Annotated in this window: 21 protein-coding genes and 1 riboswitch; of the genes, 9 read left to right on the top strand and 12 right to left on the bottom strand. The window is 50.1% G+C overall.

Going from position 1 to position 19,342, the window contains the following annotated elements; translation table 11 throughout:
• Window positions 1–19: 19 nt before the first annotated feature.
• The 11 genes from flgJ to QWF21_RS16510 all read right to left on the bottom strand — a co-directional run bounded on the left by flgJ (window position 20) and on the right by QWF21_RS16510 (window position 9,212).
• Window positions 20–970, bottom strand: a complete 951-nt coding sequence (gene flgJ, locus QWF21_RS16460) for a flagellar assembly peptidoglycan hydrolase FlgJ (protein WP_330089143.1) — start codon at window positions 968–970, stop codon at window positions 20–22.
• Between the two features lie 10 nt (window positions 971–980).
• Entirely contained in the window at window positions 981–2,075 is a 1,095-nt protein-coding gene (locus tag QWF21_RS16465) for a flagellar basal body P-ring protein FlgI (RefSeq protein ID WP_407935310.1), read from the bottom strand.
• 9 nt (window positions 2,076–2,084) lie between these two features.
• Entirely contained in the window at window positions 2,085–2,747 is a 663-nt protein-coding gene (flgH, locus tag QWF21_RS16470; protein ID WP_330089144.1) for a flagellar basal body L-ring protein FlgH, read from the bottom strand.
• A 15-nt stretch (window positions 2,748–2,762) separates the two neighbouring features.
• Window positions 2,763–3,551 (bottom strand): flagellar basal-body rod protein FlgG, encoded by a 789-nt coding sequence (flgG, locus tag QWF21_RS16475; RefSeq protein WP_330089145.1) that lies wholly within the window; start codon window positions 3,549–3,551, stop codon window positions 2,763–2,765.
• 15 nt (window positions 3,552–3,566) lie between these two features.
• Complete coding sequence (locus QWF21_RS16480; protein ID WP_330089146.1) at window positions 3,567–4,313, bottom strand: flagellar basal body rod protein FlgF; 747 nt, start codon at window positions 4,311–4,313, stop codon at window positions 3,567–3,569.
• 132 nt (window positions 4,314–4,445) lie between these two features.
• Window positions 4,446–5,780, bottom strand: coding sequence for a flagellar hook protein FlgE (gene flgE, locus QWF21_RS16485; protein ID WP_330089147.1), 1,335 nt, complete (start codon window positions 5,778–5,780; stop codon window positions 4,446–4,448).
• 35 nt (window positions 5,781–5,815) lie between these two features.
• Complete coding sequence (locus tag QWF21_RS16490; protein WP_330089148.1) at window positions 5,816–6,499, bottom strand: flagellar hook assembly protein FlgD; 684 nt, start codon at window positions 6,497–6,499, stop codon at window positions 5,816–5,818.
• A 13-nt stretch (window positions 6,500–6,512) separates the two neighbouring features.
• Window positions 6,513–6,935, bottom strand: a complete 423-nt coding sequence (flgC, locus tag QWF21_RS16495) for a flagellar basal body rod protein FlgC (protein ID WP_330089149.1) — start codon at window positions 6,933–6,935, stop codon at window positions 6,513–6,515.
• Window positions 6,936–6,937: 2 nt separating this feature from the next.
• Window positions 6,938–7,333, bottom strand: coding sequence for a flagellar basal body rod protein FlgB (flgB, locus tag QWF21_RS16500; RefSeq protein ID WP_330089150.1), 396 nt, complete (start codon window positions 7,331–7,333; stop codon window positions 6,938–6,940).
• A 94-nt stretch (window positions 7,334–7,427) separates the two neighbouring features.
• Window positions 7,428–8,261 (bottom strand): CheR family methyltransferase, encoded by an 834-nt coding sequence (locus QWF21_RS16505; protein ID WP_330089151.1) that lies wholly within the window; start codon window positions 8,259–8,261, stop codon window positions 7,428–7,430.
• 21 nt (window positions 8,262–8,282) lie between these two features.
• Window positions 8,283–9,212 carry a chemotaxis protein CheV gene (locus QWF21_RS16510; protein ID WP_330089152.1) on the bottom strand — a complete coding sequence of 310 codons (930 nt, stop codon included), beginning with the start codon at window positions 9,210–9,212 and terminating at the stop codon, window positions 8,283–8,285.
• A gap of 136 nt (window positions 9,213–9,348) precedes the next feature.
• On the opposite strand from QWF21_RS16510, the gene flgA reads away from it, so the two are divergent.
• The 3 genes from flgA to QWF21_RS16525 all read left to right on the top strand — a co-directional run bounded on the left by flgA (window position 9,349) and on the right by QWF21_RS16525 (window position 10,929).
• Window positions 9,349–10,068: a flagellar basal body P-ring formation chaperone FlgA gene (gene flgA, locus QWF21_RS16515; RefSeq protein ID WP_330089153.1), complete on the top strand. Its 720-nt coding sequence runs from the start codon at window positions 9,349–9,351 to the stop codon at window positions 10,066–10,068.
• Window positions 10,069–10,156: 88 nt separating this feature from the next.
• Window positions 10,157–10,501 (top strand): flagellar biosynthesis anti-sigma factor FlgM, encoded by a 345-nt coding sequence (gene flgM, locus QWF21_RS16520; RefSeq protein ID WP_330089154.1) that lies wholly within the window; start codon window positions 10,157–10,159, stop codon window positions 10,499–10,501.
• Window positions 10,501–10,929 carry a flagellar protein FlgN gene (locus tag QWF21_RS16525; protein WP_330089155.1) on the top strand — a complete coding sequence of 143 codons (429 nt, stop codon included), beginning with the start codon at window positions 10,501–10,503 and terminating at the stop codon, window positions 10,927–10,929. The genes flgM and QWF21_RS16525 overlap by 1 nt, the downstream gene beginning before the upstream one ends.
• A 21-nt stretch (window positions 10,930–10,950) precedes the next feature.
• On the opposite strand, the gene QWF21_RS16530 is transcribed toward QWF21_RS16525, so the two are convergent.
• Complete coding sequence (locus QWF21_RS16530) at window positions 10,951–11,406, bottom strand: LPP20 family lipoprotein (protein ID WP_407935311.1); 456 nt, start codon at window positions 11,404–11,406, stop codon at window positions 10,951–10,953.
• Window positions 11,407–11,562: 156 nt separating this feature from the next.
• Between QWF21_RS16530 and QWF21_RS16535 the strand changes: the two genes are divergently transcribed.
• The 6 genes from QWF21_RS16535 to QWF21_RS16560 all read left to right on the top strand — a co-directional run bounded on the left by QWF21_RS16535 (window position 11,563) and on the right by QWF21_RS16560 (window position 19,302).
• Window positions 11,563–12,699 carry a flagellar assembly protein T N-terminal domain-containing protein gene (locus tag QWF21_RS16535; protein ID WP_330089156.1) on the top strand — a complete coding sequence of 379 codons (1,137 nt, stop codon included), beginning with the start codon at window positions 11,563–11,565 and terminating at the stop codon, window positions 12,697–12,699.
• 95 nt (window positions 12,700–12,794) lie between these two features.
• Window positions 12,795–13,793, top strand: a complete 999-nt coding sequence (locus QWF21_RS16540) for a hypothetical protein (protein ID WP_330089157.1) — start codon at window positions 12,795–12,797, stop codon at window positions 13,791–13,793.
• A gap of 48 nt (window positions 13,794–13,841) precedes the next feature.
• Window positions 13,842–15,176 carry an arginine/agmatine antiporter gene (gene adiC, locus QWF21_RS16545; RefSeq protein WP_330089158.1) on the top strand — a complete coding sequence of 445 codons (1,335 nt, stop codon included), beginning with the start codon at window positions 13,842–13,844 and terminating at the stop codon, window positions 15,174–15,176.
• 1 nt (window position 15,177) lies between these two features.
• Complete coding sequence (locus QWF21_RS16550; protein WP_330089159.1) at window positions 15,178–17,481, top strand: Orn/Lys/Arg family decarboxylase; 2,304 nt, start codon at window positions 15,178–15,180, stop codon at window positions 17,479–17,481.
• 92 nt (window positions 17,482–17,573) lie between these two features.
• Window positions 17,574–17,662: riboswitch (cyclic di-GMP riboswitch) on the top strand.
• 98 nt (window positions 17,663–17,760) lie between these two features.
• A complete protein-coding gene (locus tag QWF21_RS16555) occupies window positions 17,761–18,897 on the top strand; it encodes a porin (protein ID WP_330089160.1) in 1,137 nt (378 codons plus the stop codon).
• A gap of 12 nt (window positions 18,898–18,909) precedes the next feature.
• Entirely contained in the window at window positions 18,910–19,302 is a 393-nt protein-coding gene (locus tag QWF21_RS16560; protein ID WP_330089161.1) for a type 2 periplasmic-binding domain-containing protein, read from the top strand.
• Window positions 19,303–19,342 lie beyond the last annotated feature (40 nt).

The following is a 19,342-nucleotide window of genomic DNA, read 5'->3' on the forward strand; positions in this document are numbered from 1 at the left end:
AGTTATCGGCCCATTCTGGTTAATCTTGAGTACCGGAACGCCAGGCTTTGAGTACCGGACTGTTCAGCACCGACTTAATTTTTTCGGCGTAATTCGGATCGGTGGCGTAACCCGCCGCCTGCAGTTGCCGGAAATAGGCCAAACTGTCCGACGCTACCTGCACGGCATCCTGATAGCGGGCACTGCCACGAATAAACTGCACATAATCATGCAAACTCTGCTCCGGTGACTGGTAAGCACGAAAGGTTGCTTTTTCTTTTTGCGCCACGCCCTGACGATACTCGAGCGTATTCACCACAGCGGTCTCCCCCTGCCAGCCACGGCTGGCTTTAATGCCAAATAAGTTAAAGCTGTTCTCACCATTGGCAGTACGGATCATATGCTGGCCCCAGCCGGTTTCCAAAGCGGCTTGTGCAACCAGAGCCAGGGGATCAAGACCAAGCGCGGAAGCAGCCTCCCTGGCAGCAGGTAGTAAACGCTCGACAAACTCAGTCGGGGAAGAGACCTGCCAGCTGATAGGTTGTTTGGCCGCGACCACAGCCGGTAATTCTGACTCTGCAACAGGGGCTGCCTCAACCCTTGATTGCGGCTGGCTTTGACGATGGATAGCACGCGGCATCAGCAAGTCACCCGGCGTTGGCTTGTGCACACGCCCCAGCGCTGCGGCAGGATCAAGTTGCTGCACGATCAAATCTGCCAGGCCCAAACTACCGCTTTGCGACAGATCCGATGCCAGTTGATTGTCGTGCATATCCCGATAGAATCGGGTGGTTTCGCTGTGCATCATGCCGTCGGCTTCAAAGTGTGCATTGGCTTCGCGCATACTTTTTAGCAGCATATTCATAAAAATGGCTTCAAACTGCTCAGCCGCCTGACGTAAGGCCTGCTGCTCATCCTGTCCCTTTGACTGGCGTATCCGCTGCAGGCTGTTGATATCATGATACGACAGCGGTTGGCGAATTGAGTCCATGCCTATGCTCCTAGATCACCACCAGCTCGCCATGAATGGCGCCGGCCTCTTTCAGCGCTTCTAAAATCGCCATCAGATCACCCGGGGCCGCCCCCACCGCATTCACAGTGCGTACCAAGTCATCCAGCGTCACGCCGGGGTCAAATTTAAACATACGCGAACGCTCAGGGTTTACATCAATGATGGTGCTTTCTTCTACCATGGTTTCCCCGCCAGCAAAGGGGTTCGGCTGAATCACCCGTGGGTTTTCCGCAATGGTCACCGTTAAGCCACCATGCGTCACTGCGGCCGGGAATAAACGCACTTCCTGGCCAATCACAATGGTGCCTGTTCTGGAGTTAATGATAATGCGGGCAGAGTTACTGGCCGGTTCGAAAGTTAAATTTTCCAGCGTAGACAAATAAGCGACCCGCTGACTCATATCGCGCGGCGCCCGTACCCGAACCGAGGATCCATCCAGTGAATAAGCTGTCTCCGGGCCAATAAAGCCATTAATGGCCTCCGCCAGACGGCGGGACGTCGTAAAGTCAGGCCGGTGCAGATTAAAAGTAATGTAGTCACCGTTGGCAAACGGCGATGGTACTTCCTGTTCCACCGTTGCCCCGTTAGGAATGCGGCCTACCGTCGGCGTATTCACCAAAATACGGGAACCATCCATTCCCTCTGCTCCGAGGCCACTGACAATCAGGCTGCCCTGAGCAACGGCATAGACTTCACCATCCAGACCCACCAGGAAGGTTTGCAGTAAGGTACCACCTCGTAAACTACTGGCACTGCCAACCGAGGATACAGTGACATCAATACTTTGACCAGGCTTGGCAAAAGGGGGTAAATCAGCATGCACCGCGACTGCAGCAACATTCTTGATTTGGGTGCGGGCTCCAGGCGGCAAATTAATGCCGAAGTTGGACAACATGGCACGGAAACTTTGCTCGGTAAAAGGGCTTTGCTCACCGGTACCGGGTAAACCAACCACCAGACCATAGCCAACCAACTGGTTACTGCGAACCCCTTCAACATCGGCCACATCTTTTATCCGGGCGGCTTGCACCGTCATTGTAACCAACAGGCAACCAAGCAACACCACACCTTGCCAGATCTTCATATGCGTACCTCAGAACGGCCAGGCTGGCCCTGAAAAGAAACGAGTAAGCCAACCAGGTGACTGACCACCATGGAAAGCCCCGGTACCACTGTATTCAATGCGGGCATTGGCAATTTTATTCGACTCTATGGTGTTGTCGCGCTCGACATCCTCCTGGCGGATAATGCCAGTCAGGCGAATAAACTCTCTGCCAGTATTAAGCTGCAGCCACTTCTCACCACGGATCAACAAGTTACCGTTTGGTTGCACCTCAATCACATTCACAGTGATGTCACCGGTCAGACTGTTGCTTTGGTTCGATTTGGCATCGCCTTTAAAGCCGTTGCTACTGTTAGTCCCAAGTTGAATGGTGTTCAACTGCCGGCCTCCCAAACCAATAATAGGATCAATCTGGTTGCTGCTGTCTCGCTGGGTTTCGGTGCGGGCATTTTTTGAGGCTTGTGTCCGTTCACGCAACACCACAGTAATAATGTCTCCCTCTCTGCGGGCACGGCTATCGGAATAGATGCTGTTGGCATAACGGGCCTGAAATAAAGAACCGTTGTGCTCAATAGCCCGTGGCGCCGGAGCCGGTGGCATAGGCGCGTAAAAAGGATCATCTTGCTTTGGTGATTGCATGCTGGAACAACCAGCAAGTACAACACCACAGGCAAATACCGATAAGGTCCGCATAACTGCCTCCATCACTTAAAGTTGCTGAATGGCAAAGCCAAGCATCTGATCAACGGATGAAATCACTTTTGAATTCATTTCGTACACCCGCTGACTTTCAATCAAATTGACCAGCTCTTCCGTCACATTGACATTGGAAGTCTCCAATGCGCCCTGCACCATCAACCCCAGGCCTTCTAAGCCGGGAATGCCCTGCACCGGATCGCCACTGGCAGCGGTTTCCCGGAACAGGTTTTGCCCTATCGGCTCCAAACCTGCCGGATTGATAAAATTAGTGACCGTGATCTGGCCCAGCACCGCATTATCTGCCTGGCCAGGGATCCGGGCCGATACCTCACCATCCTGCGAGACGGTAATACCCGTTGCCTCCGGCGGTACCACTATGTTTGGTTCCAGTGGAAAGCCAGCTCCGGAGGTGACCACATTACCATCCTGGTCCACCGTAAACTGGCCATTCCGGGTATAAGAAATGGTGCCATCCGGCATCAAAATTTCAAAAAAACCATGGCCCTGAATCATCAGATCCAGGCTGTTCTCCGTGGTGATCATATTGCCCTGAGTAAAGTTTTTCTGGGTTGCCACCACCTTGGTGCCGGCACCTATCATCAGGCCATTAGGTAGTTCGGAGTTTTGCGACGAGCGCCCCCCCGGTTGATTGACATTTTGATACAACAAGTCCTCAAATACCGCCCGGCTCTTTTTGAAACCTATGGTACTGGCGTTGGCCAAGTTGTTCGATATAACGGAAATATCCCGTTGCTTGGCGTCCAGGCCCGTTTTACTAATCCACAATGCTGGATGCATGACAGCCTCCTTCGCTTAACCCATGATGTACAGAAGCGAATCTTGCTTCTGATCGATTTGTTGTGCGTTTTTCATCATCTTGACCTGCATTTCAAACTGGCGCTGCAGGCTGATCATGTGCGTCATCTCCGCCACCGCATTGACATTGCTGCGTTCAAGCGCGCGGTTAATTAACACCACATCCGGACTTTCGTCCTCAACGGCACCATCTTTGCGTCGGAACAAACCATCCAGGCTTTTTTCAACCTGCGCTAGCTCCGGCCTTACCAGCTTAATTCGCCCGGCTTCAAACAAAGCTTCGGCCGGTGCGCCCTGAGGCAAAACGGTGATGGTGCCATCCTGACCAATCTCGACCTTGGCCAACGGCAATGGCAACTGAATAGGCCCATCCTCCCCTATAACCGGCAAACCACTGGCGGTTTCCAACATACCAAAGGCATTGATCTGCAAACTACCGGCCCGGGTATAGGCTTCAGAGCCATCCACCGATTGCACGGCAAACCAACCATCACCTTTGATAGCAATATCCAGATCCCGCTCTGTCATCACCAAAGGGCCAGCGTCAAAATTATGACCTGGGCGCTCTGTCATCGAAAACACCCGGGTCGGTAAACCGGCACCAAAAGCCTGCATGGCTCTGGCTTGCTCAAAATCCGCTTTAAAGCCGGTGGTACCGACATTGGCCAGATTATTGGCCCGCACACTGATGGCATGCTGGTTTTCTTTGGCTCCGCTCATGGCGATATAAAGTAAACTATCCATCACAGCCTCCTACAGATTGGTGTGGCTTTGGGTTCGTAGCAAATACAATGCAAAACGAGTGCCACAACATTTGCCAAGCTCTGGAAATAACAAAGCCACCCGCAGGTGGCTTTGAAAAAGCAGAACAAAATATCAGCGGATCTGCAGAATAGTCTGCTGCAAGGTGCTGTTGACCTCCAGCGCCCTGGAGTTGGCCTGGAAGTTTCGCTGAGCGGCAATCAGGTCAACCAGCTCCGTGGTCAGGTTAACATTGGACTGCTCGAGCGCCGATGAATTGACAGCACCAAAGGTTCCTGTATTGGCCTGACCGGCAATAGGCTCCCCGGAGGTAATGGTTTGCTGCCAGGAGGTGTTACCCACCTGCTTTAAGCCCTGTACATTGGCAAACTGCACCAGGGCAACCTGAGCAAGATAGGCTTCATCACCATTGCTGTAACTGGCCAGTACCCGACCAAAAGCATCAATATCCACCCCGGTCAGGGTACCCACAGTGGTACCATTCTGGCTTAAGTTGGTCACGTTAAATGGCGATGCGTACTGCGTTGGAAAGGAAGTTCCCGACAAATCCCGGAAGTTCACTACCATATCCACATCAAACTGTGCACCATTATTCAAATAGCCATTGGCTGGATCGTTCAGGGCTGCTGCCGGTAACACCAAGCGAGGAGGCAAGGCCGGTGGCGCCGGAATAATCAGCTCGCCGCTGGGATCAAACTCCAGATTATCCCCTTGGAAATAACTGCCCGGAGCCGGAGGCGCAGCTTCATTGTCATTCCACACCACGTACGTTTCCCACTCGCCGGTATCCACTTTCCGAAAATAAATGTTCAGAATATGCGGCTGTCCCAGGCTATCGTACACAGTAATGGAGGTCTGAGAGCGCTCGTCCGTGGTGGTATAGGTGGTTGGATCTGTAGGATCAAATACTGTCGCTGCAGGAATGGCTTCAGCTGATGAGTTCAGATTCATGCTCACATACACGTTGGAAGTAGCTCTCGGTGCCCCTGCTGTGGTTGGGATCGAGATGGGCTGGGTGGTGCTTAAGCTGACCGACTGGTTCTGACCAGTGCGGCTATCTACCGGATAGCCCTGCAAAAAATTGCCGCGGTTATCAACAATAAAGTTGTCTTTATTAAGCTTGAAGTTACCGGCACGGGTATAGGTCATATCCCGGGATACCCGGTCCTGAGTAGTGGCAAAGAAACCTTCACCGGTAATTGCCATGTCCAGCGAGTTGTTGGTAAATTGCAAAGCGCCCTGACTAAACTGCTGCGCCACGACCGAGGTCGTGACACCATCCCCCACCTTAGTACGGCCAGATGCAAAGATAGAGGTTGCATACACATCTGCAAACTCAGCCCGCGATTCTTTAAAACCTGTGGTATTGACGTTGGCGATATTATTGGCCGTCACGTCCAGATCTTTTTGTGCTGCGGCCAAGCCGCTTAAAGCGATATTAAAACTCATAACTCACCTCGTATCCAAGCTGATGGCAGCAGCCACTAAGCGTATGAAATCTCACGAACATCTGATAATTTAAAAGCACCCAACCCCACCAGGTTTAAGGTAATGCCTTTACCTGGTTGACCTAAGCTCACACTGGAAACAGGCGCATACACCATCACAGGTACCGACTGATTTTCCCCGCCCATTAAGGCATCTACTTTAATCTTGTACACACCGGGTGGCATGTCTTCTTCATTCGAATCGGTGCCATCCCAAACAAAATCAAACTTGCCTGCCGGCACTTCCGGAATGGTGATGGTTTGCACCAATTCACCATTTGGCTTTTCAATCCGTACCCGTACATCGGTAGCACGTTGCTCAAAATCGATAATGCCGCGGGATAGATCCTGCCCGGTGAAAACCATTTCAGATGAAGGCACCAGCACACTACGCCCAACCAGTGACGATGCCTGTAGCGCTTGATTCGAACTCATGCTTTCAGCGAAGCTTTTAAAGTTCTCATTCAAGGAGCTAATACCATCGGCCATGGTGAAATTGGTCATCTGGGCAATCATCTGATCATTTTCCACCGGCTTGGTTGGGTCCTGAAACGCCAATTGTTGCGTCAGCAAGGCAAAAAAATCTGCCTGCGTTAAAGCACCGTTGTTGCGCTCTGGTACCTTGTTGTCATCCGGCCAGTACCAATCCTGGTTAGGACCGTTGGTTGCATTAATGGTCATGATTCAGTCCCCGTTACTGTTGCTGGCCTAAGCGCAAAGTACGAATTAACATTTTCTTGGCGGCATCGGCTGTGTTGACATTGGTTTCATACGACCGGGTGGCTGAAATCATATTGGCCATTTCTTCCATCACATTAATGTTTGGCTTGTAGATAAAGCCATCCGCATCGGCTAACGGGTGATTTGGGTTGTATTCCATATTCAGTGGCGCATCGGATTCAACAATCCCCAGCACCTGCACGCCAGAAACTTCCCCCTGCATGCGCCTGGCTTCTGCCAGCTCTGCTGCAAAGACCGGGTGACGACCACGGTAAGTTTGTTCCACACTGCTGCTGATGCTGTTGGCATTGGCAATGTTACTGGCGGTGGTATTCAGTCGTACCGACTGTGCTGTCATGCCGCTGCCGGCAATATCAAATACTTTGAAAGAGCTCATGGTTATTGTCCTTTCACTGCTTTTTTCAAACTGGTAATCCGGCCATCCAGAAACTGCAGGCTGGTGCGATAAGCCAAATCATTTTGCATAAATAAATTGCGTTCACGGTGAATATCAACGCTGTTGCCATCGCCGGTATCCGGTTGATCCGGATTGCGGTACTGCAGCTCTTTACGAACAGAGCTGTCGATATGGAAATGCTTTTCATGGGTACGAGCCACTGAACGTCCTTGCCGATGTTGGGCATGGGCCAGTGCCTGCTGAAAATCAATATCGCGGGCTTTGAAACCCGGCGTATCAGCATTGGCAATATTCTCTGCCAACACCTGGGTACGTTTTTCACGTATCACCATTGCCTCAGGGTGCATTCCAAAGGCTTTTTGGAAACTGATTGACATGGCCCTAACCTCACTTCCATCCTATTGATGAAAATAAAGCAAAAGGTGGGCCAAATATTTTTTATGAAGACAACTTTTGTGGATTGAGCTTAGGCTAGTCTTTTTTTCGGTAGATAATGCCAGGATTGCAGCGAATCATTTCGAAGTCTGAATTGACACTAGATAGCGACTCGGAAGCCCCCAGAATCAAGTAACCACGCGGTGCCAGCGCACCAGCAAACTGCCGGATGATTTTGGCTTTAATCTCCGGGGAGAAGTAAATCAGCACGTTACGGCAAAAGATAATATCAAACTTACCCAACAACGCGTAGCTGTCCAGCAAGTTCAGATGGCGGAAACTTACGTTCTTTCGAACGGCAGCTTTTAGCCGCATCATGCCGTTACCACTGTCTTCAAAGAATTTTGTCCGGCGCTCGGCCGACAAACCACGGGATAAAGCCAGGCCATCGTATTCTGCGCGCTGACAGTGTTCCAACATAGTGTTGGAGATATCAGTACCCAGCACATGGATCCCCAGGCTAAAAGCACCAGGTCGGCTTTGCTGGTATTCAAGGCCGGTCATCGCTATCGAATAAGGTTCCTGACCGGAAGAGCTGGCTGCTGACCATATCTTTAAGGTGCGGCTGTTTTTTTCCAGTTCTGGCAAAATTTGTTTTTTCAACAACTCAAAGGGGTAGGTGTCACGAAACCACAAAGTTTCATTGGTGGTCATGGCATCGATCACAGCAGAGCGCAGTTGGCGTTCAAAAGGGCTTAATGTTTTTGTTACCAGCTCGGACAAGGATGCGACATTAAAGCGAGCCATTAAAGGCCCAAGCCGGCTTTTCACCAGGTACTGCTTGTTGTCACCCAATACGATACCGCATTGTTGTTCCAGAAAGTCCCGGAACATCTTGTACTCGCTGTCTTGCAGCTCACGATTAGGCATCGATTGATTCCTTAAGCGCCATTAATTCACATGCAGCCACTTTTGCACGGACTCCGCCAGTTCATCCGGGTTAAACTTGGCGATAAAATCATCCGCCCCGACCTTCTTAACCATTTGCTGATTAAAAACCCCACTCAAAGAGGTGTGCAGTATGACATGCAGCTTCTGCAATTTAGGCTCTGCTTTTAAGGCCGCTGTCAGGGTATAGCCATCCATTTCCGGCATTTCTATATCTGAAATCAGCAAGCCTACTTTTTCCGTTATAGAGTGCTCACACTCAGCAGCCGTTTTTTGCAAAAACTCAAAGGCTTCACGTCCATTTTTTACCAGATGCATTTTTACCCCCAGATTCTCCAGGGCTTTTTTAACCTGGTTGCGAGCAACTGCAGAATCATCTGCAATCAAAATAAAGCGCTCACCCAAGTCATGCTGCACAGCAGCGGCAGAAATTCGTTCACTGACCGTGGTTGCGGATGGGCTGATTTCTTCCAGCACCTTTTCTACATCCAGGATCTCTACCAGTTCCCCATCAATTTCGGTGACCGCTGTTAAATAGCTTTGGTTACCACTGGTCCCATCCGGTGGTGCCATGATGGAGTCCCAGTTGATATTGATGATACGTTCAACACCATTGACCAGAAAGCCCTGCACCGAACGATTGTATTCCGCAATCACCACAAAACTGTTTTCCAGATCGGAAATGGCCTTGCCCCCAATCGCCAGGCTCAAATCAATCACTGAAATGGTTTGGCCACGAATATGAGCAATACCCCGAACCCACTTATTCCGCTTCGGCAATGCCGTTAGGGGCGGACACTGCAGCACTTCGCGTACCTTAAACACATTGATGCCATAACGTTGTTTGCCTGCCAATTTAAACAGCAACAGCTCCAGCCGGTTTTGCCCAACCAATTGCGTACGTTGATTCACAGAGTCTAAAATACTTGCCATGTACAGCTCCTGTTAGCGGGCAAAAAGGATCAATTCTTGCAGTCTTGACAATAACGCTGGCGGCTCTGTGATTAACCGCCTGAATTTTGACACTGGTTCTACACCAAAACCTGTGACTAAGCATAGCCGAAACCTTATGAAAATGTACGATAAAATCTGCTGCTTTGCCAAAATTATCCTGTCGATAGTCGTTATTTCAACCACTGTTACTACTACTGCCCATGCAACGACCCGCAGTTATACCACCGAACAACTGACCGATATCGCCTTGCAATGGTTAAACGAAGAACAACAACAAGCCGATCAAACGCAGCGGCAGTGGCAGGTTCAAGCACTGGATCCTCGTATCGGAGAAAAAAGTTGTGCCACACCACTGGAAATAAGTTTGCCTGGTGCCTTGCGTAACCGCCAGGCCACAGTTCAAATTCGCTGCACAGCCCCACAACCCTGGCAACTATTTATACCTGCCCGCTTCAGTGATTTGATCACCGCAGTGGTTGCCCGGCAAAACCTGTCGCCCGGTACCCGCATCAGTGCAGACATGTTGCAACTGGAACAACGTGAGCGACGTTTGCAGCGCGGTACACCGGTCGAAAACCCGGATTTAATCGTAGGAGCGCGTAACCGACGGGCGATTAGCCTGGGTCAAATTATCAGCTTGCAAGATCTTTGTCTTGTATGTCGTGGCGATGTTGTTACAATTCATGTTGACCATGCTACTTTAAGTGTCAGTGCTACTGGCATCGCTGAGCAGGATGGCAGCCTGGGCGACTTGATTCAAATCCGTAACCGGCAATCAAATAAACTGATTGATGCCAGAGTTACGGCCGTAAATGAGGTGAAAGTGCAGTTTTAATCACAATCACTAAAAAAAGATTAAAGTTTTCTCCAGCGCGGCCGTTAGCATGAGCATAGGGAGTTTGATCAGTAGGTAGAGGTTTCAGATGGTTAGTCAAATTAACAATACCCCACCAGCCAATGCTGGTAATCAGGTAAAAAAAGAGTCGGTTGAGCAAACCAATCAACGGCAGCAGGTTGCTCAGCAAAAACAAGCAGCGGCAACCCCGCAGCCTACTACACCACAAGCGAAGCAAGACTCAGTATCCATTACGCCACAGGCCAAGCAAATGACGCGCCTGCAGGAAAAAGCTAACAACAGTTCAGGCATTGATCAGGAAAAAGTCGACAAGATTAAACGTGCCATTGCCGATGGCAAATACCAAATCAATGTTGAGCAGTTGGCCAAACGTATTATGCAATTTGAGGGCGAAATTTTTCGCAAAAGCTGATGACCGCCACTGATCTGAACACCCTACTGCAACAGCAAAAGGAGCACCTGGATGTGCTCCTTTCGTTATTACGGCAAGAAATTTCCGCCATCAGCAACCGGCAGCCTGACGAGCTGGAAGCTGTTGGCAGCACAAAAGTCGCTTGTCTCGAAGCCCTGCAGCAACTGGACCAACAGATAGCCACACACCCACAGCTGTCTGAAGCAAGGCAAACCAATACCTTTAAAGAAGCCGTCAGCGCGATGGACCAGGTCTTGTCTGAGTGCAAACAACAAAATGAAGTGAACCGATTGGCCTTGGAGCAAAGCCAGCTGAACTTACAGTATTTTAAAAACGAACTGCTGCAACTGCATGGTAAATCCGGCCTTACCTACGATCGCAAAGGCAAACCAGCGGTAGAACATAAAGGTACTGGCTTTAAAGCCTGATAAGAAAAGCCAGCACTTCAGCTAGTAATAACGGACATGGCGAATACGGCGTTGCGGTTGCTGCGCCTGATACAACTCATAGACATGGCGGAAATCCAGCTCAAGCTCAGTGGCGTAGGCATCGCCTATCGGATAGCTTTTTACTACCCTGGCTCCACGAATCACTCCCTGCACTGATGCTCGTAACTGCTCATTATGAATAAGCAGTTGCTGCATGCTGGTGTTGGCATCAATTCGCTGGCCATACACCTGCTCCGCCAGCTCACGGTAGGCATCTAACTTGGATGCCTGCAAGGCCATCAGCATCTTGTGCTGTTCATCCTGCCCTGGCTGCAACGATAAAGGCGCATAGCCAACAGCCCGCAGTACTGGAAATTGCTCAGGAGCAACTGTTTCCCACTCGACATGGCGATCGGCTACCAGGCTACAGGCCGATAACAGCAGCAGGCTGCACATAATCAGGACTTTGTTCATCATCAATCTCCGTAAGTGATAAAATTTAAAAGCAAAACACGCGCCAACTTGCTATCTCTGGTGCCCTTCTGCTAACAATGGTACATAACTTGCTTTTTCAATCAGTAGAAACCACACAACGTCAAAAGTCTGGCGTAGTCAGTGTTGAGGAAATGCGTCATGCGAATGCTGTTTATCGGGCTGGGATTGCTGCTTATCAGCTTAAATACTGCAGCTGACTGGATTGAAGCCAGCGGTCAGGCCGTGATCCGAGGCGGAGATGAAACGGACGCACGTGCCAGAGCCACTGAAGATGCAGTACGGCGAGCCTTGCTCTATGCAGGTGCTTCCATCACTAGCGTGCAACAAGTTACCAATGGCCTGCTCACCGAAAGCTCGATGCAATGGCAGAGTCAGGCGGAAGTCCGGCAAATTGAGCTGGTACGGGAGCAACGCATTGGCCGCACCCTGGAAGTAACGATCCGGGCAGATATATTCCCACAACATGCCCAATGTCAGGGTGCCGGCTACAAAAAACCAGTCTTGATTAGCCCTTTTCCGCTGCGTCATCCTCAGCAAAGCGTGATTGGTGATCTACACCCCCTCGGTGAAGTCAGTGCCAGAAAGCTGCATCAGCAGTTGCAGGGATTATCCAACAGTACCATCCCCACCTGGCTGGAGCACCCTGATCTAAGTCGTCCCTTGTCCACACGCGAACGAAGCAGTTTATTGCAACAAACCAATGCGGACTACCTGGTGACGGCCAGTATAGAAGATATCTCTTTGGGCGAGCGCACCGATATGAACCTGCGCTTTTGGTCCGATGCCAGACGTGAGCGTTTTTTTCATATGCGGCTGCAACTGCAACAATTAAGTACAGGTAAGGTGCTGTTTCAACAGGAATACCGTACCCAGGCACGCTGGGATTTCCGTAAACGCACCAGCATCACTCCACATGATCATCGCTTCTGGCAGACCAGCTACGGCGAAGCGGTTAGCCGGGTCCTGGATGCTGCTGTGATGGATATTGACGATGCACTGCGCTGCGAACCTTTCGTTGCCGCTATCACTGAAGTTGGTAACAACCGGATCCAGTTACAAAGTGGGCAGAATGCCGGCCTCCGCCATGGAGATGAGCTGACTATCTTGTATCGTCAGCAAGGCATCCAAGGAGACAATACCCGCTTTCGTATCAGCCCACTCACAGTCCGTATTACTGAGCTGGGCTTCGACTGGGCCATCGCCGTGAGCAGCAACGAACAATTATTAAGCAATGTGCAGGTTGGTGATGTCGCCACAAAATTAACAGAAAGATAATTTAAGTTTCAGTAGCTTGACTTATTCAGGGTTAATTCTAAAGTTTAGGTACAGTTCTTAACGATAAAACGAGTGATCTCGTTACGTTGATGCCTATGACTAAATACGGAAAAGGCTTTTTCTGTGGCCTTTGTCTGGTTTCGATAACCAGTTGCAGCAACCTGCCAGCGAACTCCATCGCTGTCAGCCACCTGGAATACAACGATCACCTGCGCTCTTCAGCTCGCTCTCAACTACTCACCAATGTCATTGGGTTGCAGTACCACGATGCCCCCTACTTTCTGACAGCAACCTCTGTGGTCAGTCAGCTAAGCCGTGAAAGCAGTATCAGCGCAGAGTTGGCGATACGTCCTCCAACCGATGATGCCGCAGGCACTCTCGGAGGTTCTCTTACTTTTACGGAATCCCCTACAATCAGTTATACCCCTTTGCAAGGGGAAAGTTATGCCCGCTTACTGCTGACACCGTTGCCACCGGCATTGATCCTGGCCTTAGCCGAGTCAGGCTGGCCGGTTGATCTGTTACTGCAATTAAGTGTTCGCTCCATCAATGGGATCCAGAATGATCACGAACAAGGAGCACAGTTCTTTGAGCTCACTCAGCTTCTTAGAATGATGCAGTTAAATCATGAACTCACTATCCATATTCAACGTGATAACAGCGAGTACCAGGCAACATTTCTACTTAATCCAAAGCTAAACGATGCCGCTCAGCAACGGCTTTTTATGTTAAGGAACCAGCTTGGATTGACAGGCGAAATACCAGCAAGCTTTCATATCCACTTTAAATTTTTCCCAACTGAAGCTAATGAGCTAGCCATCGTCACTCGTTCGATGCTGGATGTACTGACGATGCTGGGGCAAGGAGTAACAAAGAAAACCATTGCATCACAAAGCCCACGCCTGAACATCGAGCGCAGTCAGCAACCACCTATACATGCCTATGCATCAGCCCGCTATCGTGATCACTATTACTGGATTGGTATCCATGATTACCAAAGCCAACAACTCTTTATGCTCACCCAGCTACTGTATGAACTCACCAGTACTACAGAGCAAAACATTTCTCCTGTCTTAAGCATTAGCAGCTCATAACTGAATACTTTAACAGCATGATGGTTTCATCAACACAAAGAGGTAACAATGGCGGAACAAAATCGACAGGTTGGTGTCATTGCGGCAACGCTGATGGTGGCAGGAAACATGATGGGATCGGGGGTTTTTTTACTACCTGCCAGTCTCGCAGCTACCGGTGGAATCGCTATCTTTGGCTGGCTGGTTACCATCACAGGAGCCATAGCGCTGTCCATTGTTTATGCAAAGATTTCATCTTTAGATAGTAGCCCGGGTGGCTCCTATGCCTATGCCCGACGTGCCTTTGGCCCAGTACTAGGGTATCAAACCAACATGCTCTATTGGTTGGCTGCCTGGGTCGGAAATGTCGCCATAGTAGTCGTTGGGGTTGGCTATCTTAGTTACTTTTTCCCGGTACTAAGCCAACCAATGGTTGCAGGCTTAGTTGGGTTGGCTATTCTGTGGTTCTTCGTTGGCTTAAATATTATTGGGCCTGGCCTTACTACCAAAGTTCAATCTGTCACAACCAGTTTTGCGCTGGTGCCAATTTTTGGGGTTGCTGTCTTTGGTTGGTTCTGGTTCAGCAGCGATACCTACATGGCAGCCTGGAATGTAACGGAATACGGCAGTGTTGGTGCCATCCAAAGCGTGCTTAGTGTTACCCTTTGGGCCTTTATCGGTGTGGAAACGGCTTCAGTGGCCGCCGGCGTGGTGAAAAACCCTGCCAGGAATGTTCCTATCGCAACCATTGGTGGTGTCTTGATCGCAGCTATCTGCTATGTGCTGTCCTGTACCGCTATTATGGGCATAGTTCCCAATGAGGTGCTGCGGGAAAGCGCATCTCCTTTTGGCGAGGCTGTGCGAATCGCCATTGGCGACTTTGGTGGCGCTGTTGTAGCACTATGTGCCGCTATCGGCTGTCTTGGCTCTTTAGGCGGCTGGATCCTTGTGGCGGGTCAAAGCGCTAAAGCCGCAGCTGACGATACCTTATTTCCCCCTATTTTCTCAAAAGTAAATCAGCACGGTACCCCCGTTGCGGGCTTACTCATAGTTGGCTTGCTGATGACAGCTTTACAGCTCATGACCATCTCACCTACAGCAACCGAACAGTTTAATGTCGTGTCCTCAGTCACCGTACTATTCACCCTGGTGCCCTATCTCTATACCTGCTGCGCCCTGTTGCTAATTGGCAAAGGGCATTTTGGTGAAAAAACGTTGTTCTTTAAAGGTATCGTGATCATTGCCTTTACCTACTCGCTCTGGGCTGTGATTGGGACTGACCCCACACAAGTCGTTTGGGCTTTTATCATCATCATGGCCACGCTTGCTATGTACACCATCAATTACAACCGCAAGCATCAACCCGTGTATCCACTGGATGCAATGGACAAATCAGGAGATTAGTATGCTAAGTAGAACAAACAAACCACTTACACAGCGTATTTTATTAATTGATGACACTCTGTCAGAGTACAACAGCACCAGAGGTAGAGTGCTGGCTGAATTGATTCATGAATTTCAGCAATGTCATGCCGAAGTTGTGCAAGCCATTTCCTATGATGATGCACAGGCAGCAATTGTATCTGATGCAGGTTTGCACGCTTGTTTGCTGGACTGGACTTTGGGTAACAACGATAGCAAAAGCCATCAGCAAGCAATGGAGTTATTGCGCATCATCCGTAGCCGCAATGCGACAATGCCCATTTTTCTTATGGCTGATAAAGCCGCAAAACACAGCCTGACACTCGAAGCAATGGAACTGGCTGATGAGTTCATCTGGTTGCTTGAAGATACCGCCCCATTTATCGTAGGTAGAGTTTTGGCTGCTGTTCGGCGTTATCTGGAAAAGCTATTACCCCCATTTACTGATGCCTTGTTACGTTACAGTCAACAGGATGAGCATTCATGGGCAGCGCCTGGTCATCAAGGAGGAATTGCTTTTACTAAAACAGCTATCGGCCGGATATTTTTTGATTTTTTCGGTGAGAATCTGTTTCGCACTGATGGTGGTATCGAACGCGGCAATCTGGGCTCAATTCTTGACCATAGTGGCCCGGTGAAAGATTCCGAAGATTTTGTCGCCAGGATATTTGGCGCCCACGCATCCTATGCTGTACTCACTGGAACCTCCGGCTCAAACCGCGCCATTTTCATGGCGTGTGTTGGAGAAAACCAATTTGCCTTATGCGATCGCAATTGCCACAAGTCAATAGAACAAGGATTGGTGTTAACCGGTGGCATCCCAGTATATTTAACACCTAGCCGCAATCGATACGGCATCATAGGCCCGTTGCTACCAGACCAATACGATGCCAGCCGGATCCAGCAACAACTGGAAGAGCACCCTTTAGCCGCTCAGGCACAGGGTAATAAAGCAACTTTTGCCGTCGTGACGAACTGTACTTATGATGGCATGTGCGCCCATGCAGAACAAGTCGAGGAACTACTTGCGGCCAGTGTCGATCGTATTCATTTCGATGAGGCATGGTACGGTTATGCACGCTTCAATCCCATGTATCAGGGACGCTATGCCATGCGTGGATCTCCCAGCGAGCATGCGCCAGATGCACCAACCGTGTTCGCAACCCATTCAACACACAAGTTGCTGGCTGCATTGTCTCAATCTTCTTACATCCATATTCGCAATGGCAAAAGACCGATAGAACATAGCCGCTTTAATGAGTCTTTTGTGTTGCAGGCATCCACTTCACCGCTCTACAGCCTCTTTGCCTCCAATGAGGTGGGAGCTGCGATGATGCAAGGTGATAGTGGCTACAGCCTTACCCAAGATGCGATTAGGGAAGCCGTAGACTTCCGTCAGGCTCTGGCTCGTGCAGAGCGTGAGTTTAAACAAAAAGGGGATTGGTTTTTTAGTAGTTGGAATGCACCACAGATCAAAGACCATAAAAGTGGCAGCCTGGTTGATTTTGCCGATGCAGATCCAGATCAATTGTGCAGCGACCCTGCCTGTTGGGTATTGGAACCAGGTGCCAGTTGGCATGGTTTCTCTGGTTTGAGCAAAGGCTGGTGTTTGCTCGACCCCATCAAAGCAGGTATTTTGGTGCCAGGTATGGCAGACAACGGCACTCTAAGCGAACATGGCATTCCGGCGGCAGTGGTGAGTGCCTATCTGTATCAAAACAATATTATTCCATCCAGAACCACTGACTTTATGGTGCTGTGCCTGTTCAGTATTGGCATTACCAAAGGGAAATGGGGGACATTGCTAAATGTACTGCTGTCATTTAAACGCCACTACGATGCCAACACCGATCTGGCGCACGCCTTACCAAAGCTGCTTGCTCAGGCGCCAGAGCGTTATCAGGGCATGGGGCTTAAAGATCTATGCAACGAAATGTTCGCCTATATGCGCGCCAGCCAGATGGATGCGTTGCAGGCAGCAGCCTTTGATCAATTGCCAGCAATTGCCATGACACCTCGGGCCGCTTTTCAGCGCTTACAACAAGATGAAGCCGAGCTATTAACACTGGAGCAAGCCGCCAACCGGATCACCGCAGTCGGTATCATGCCATACCCACCAGGCATCCCCATCGTAATGCCAGGCGAAAACCTCGGCCCGATAGATGGCCCCTGGCTGCAATACATTCAGTCACTTCAAAACTGGGGCAACACCTTCCCAGGTTTTGAAAAAGAAGTAGAGGGTGCTGTGCACAAAGATGGCCAATACCACTTTTGGTGCCTGCCCTGAGCGTCATTCACCTGCAGCCCTGGTGATAAACCGGGGCTTGGTACTTTATTCGGTATTACTTTACAGGTCTGACCATTATCTGTACAATCCGCGCCTCATCCTGGCAAGTCAGCTGAAAAGCTGAACACGCAAAGTCATGGGCCTAACGGAACTGAATTCCTATGGCAGCCAGACTGCACCTCTTCAAGCATTGGCTTGCCTCGATGGAAATTGCACTGTGTTAACAGCTGGATTGCCAAAGCACAGTGGTACAATCAACTACCGGGGTAGACATTCAACATGGTATCAAAGATCAAACAACTCAGCCTGGCTGTGCTACTGGCAGCAACCGCTTCAGCCGCACAGGCAGATGTTCGTTTCAATGGTTTTGCCTCCATCAAAGCAGGCAGCACATTATCAAGTTCAGATAACTTGTATGGTTATGATAAAGAAGTCGACTTTAAAAATGAGTCACTTTTTGCACTGCAGGTGCAGGCCGACTTAGCCGACCGTTTGTCAGTAACCGCTCAATTGATGGGCCGTGGTGCCAACGACTTCAAAGCAGAATTTGAGTGGGCTTATTTAACTTATGAGCTGAATCAGCAGACGCGGATCAATGCTGGCCGTCTGCGGACCCCCTTTTACCGCTACTCCGATTTCATGGATGTTGGTTATGCCTATGATTGGGCCCGGGTTCCTAACTCGGTCTACAACTTGGATTTTAATAATCTGGAAGGCGTTTCATTGGTACGTTTTGGTCAATTGGGTACGGTTGACTCCACCTTACAATTCATCCTGGGCAGCTACAGCGGCACCACCAACATGACTCCGGTGCCATTCGATGCCAATATCGACCGGGTGGCAGGGGCTACCTGGGAACTGACACAAGGCAATTTCAGCGCCAGACTTGCTTATTTAACCGGTAAATTAACCATGGTGGATCAGGATGGCGAACTGTCCGGTTTGCTGAACCTGCTGGAGCAGTCTGGTTTTGCTGACACCGCCAGCCAAATCCGCATTGATGATGCCCGCAGTGCTTTTATGGGTCTAGCACTTGGCTACGACAATGGCAGTCTGGTCTTGAGTGGTGAAATCGTCCGTGCCCGTACCAAAGATACCGTGATCCCAACGCAGAATGGTTTTTACCTGTCAGCTGGCTATCGCATCAACAGCTACACACCTTTTGTTAGCTTTGAGCGTCGTGATAACGAAGGACGGTCTGAAATTTACCAGGCGATGGCCGAAGGCAACCCGCTCCGCCCTTTCGTTGCTGAGACCGTGGAATACTTCACCATCCAGCGCGATACCTGGAATATCGGCAGCCGTTACGATTTCCATCCATCTGCCGCACTGAAGATGCAGTTTAGCTCGCAGAAAAATAAAGTGGCCGATCGCCGTGATCAGTTGCTGACCGTCGGCATTGATTTGGTATTTTAAGGAGCCATCGCTATGAAAAAAACTCTGATTGCTGCATTCGCTCTGGTTTCCACGCTGTGTTCAGCCGAGATTGCTATTATCGCCCACCCGGCAGCGGCCGATGTCAGCCTGGAAGAAGTGTCTCGCATTTATATGGGACGCGCTGGTAGCCTGATGCCAGTTAACCTGCCAGAGAACCATGCCCTGCGTGATCAGTTCGAGCAGGAAGCTCTGGGTCGCAGCCCGGCACAAATGAAAGCTTACTGGTCTCGCCTGGTCTTTACCGGCAAAGGCCGCCCACCGGTAGAGGTCGACTCAGTCGCTGCTAAAATTGAGTTTGTTGCAGCCAATCCAAATAGCCTGGGTTATATCCCTGCCAGTGACGTGACGGATCAGGTACGAGTGATTGCTACCATCGCCAACTAAGGCGCTGCTTTACTGATTAAAAATGCCGGCTTCAAGCCGG

Source organism: Alkalimonas mucilaginosa, assembly GCF_036327005.1.
Classification (GTDB): Bacteria; Pseudomonadota; Gammaproteobacteria; order Enterobacterales; family Alteromonadaceae; genus Alkalimonas; species Alkalimonas mucilaginosa.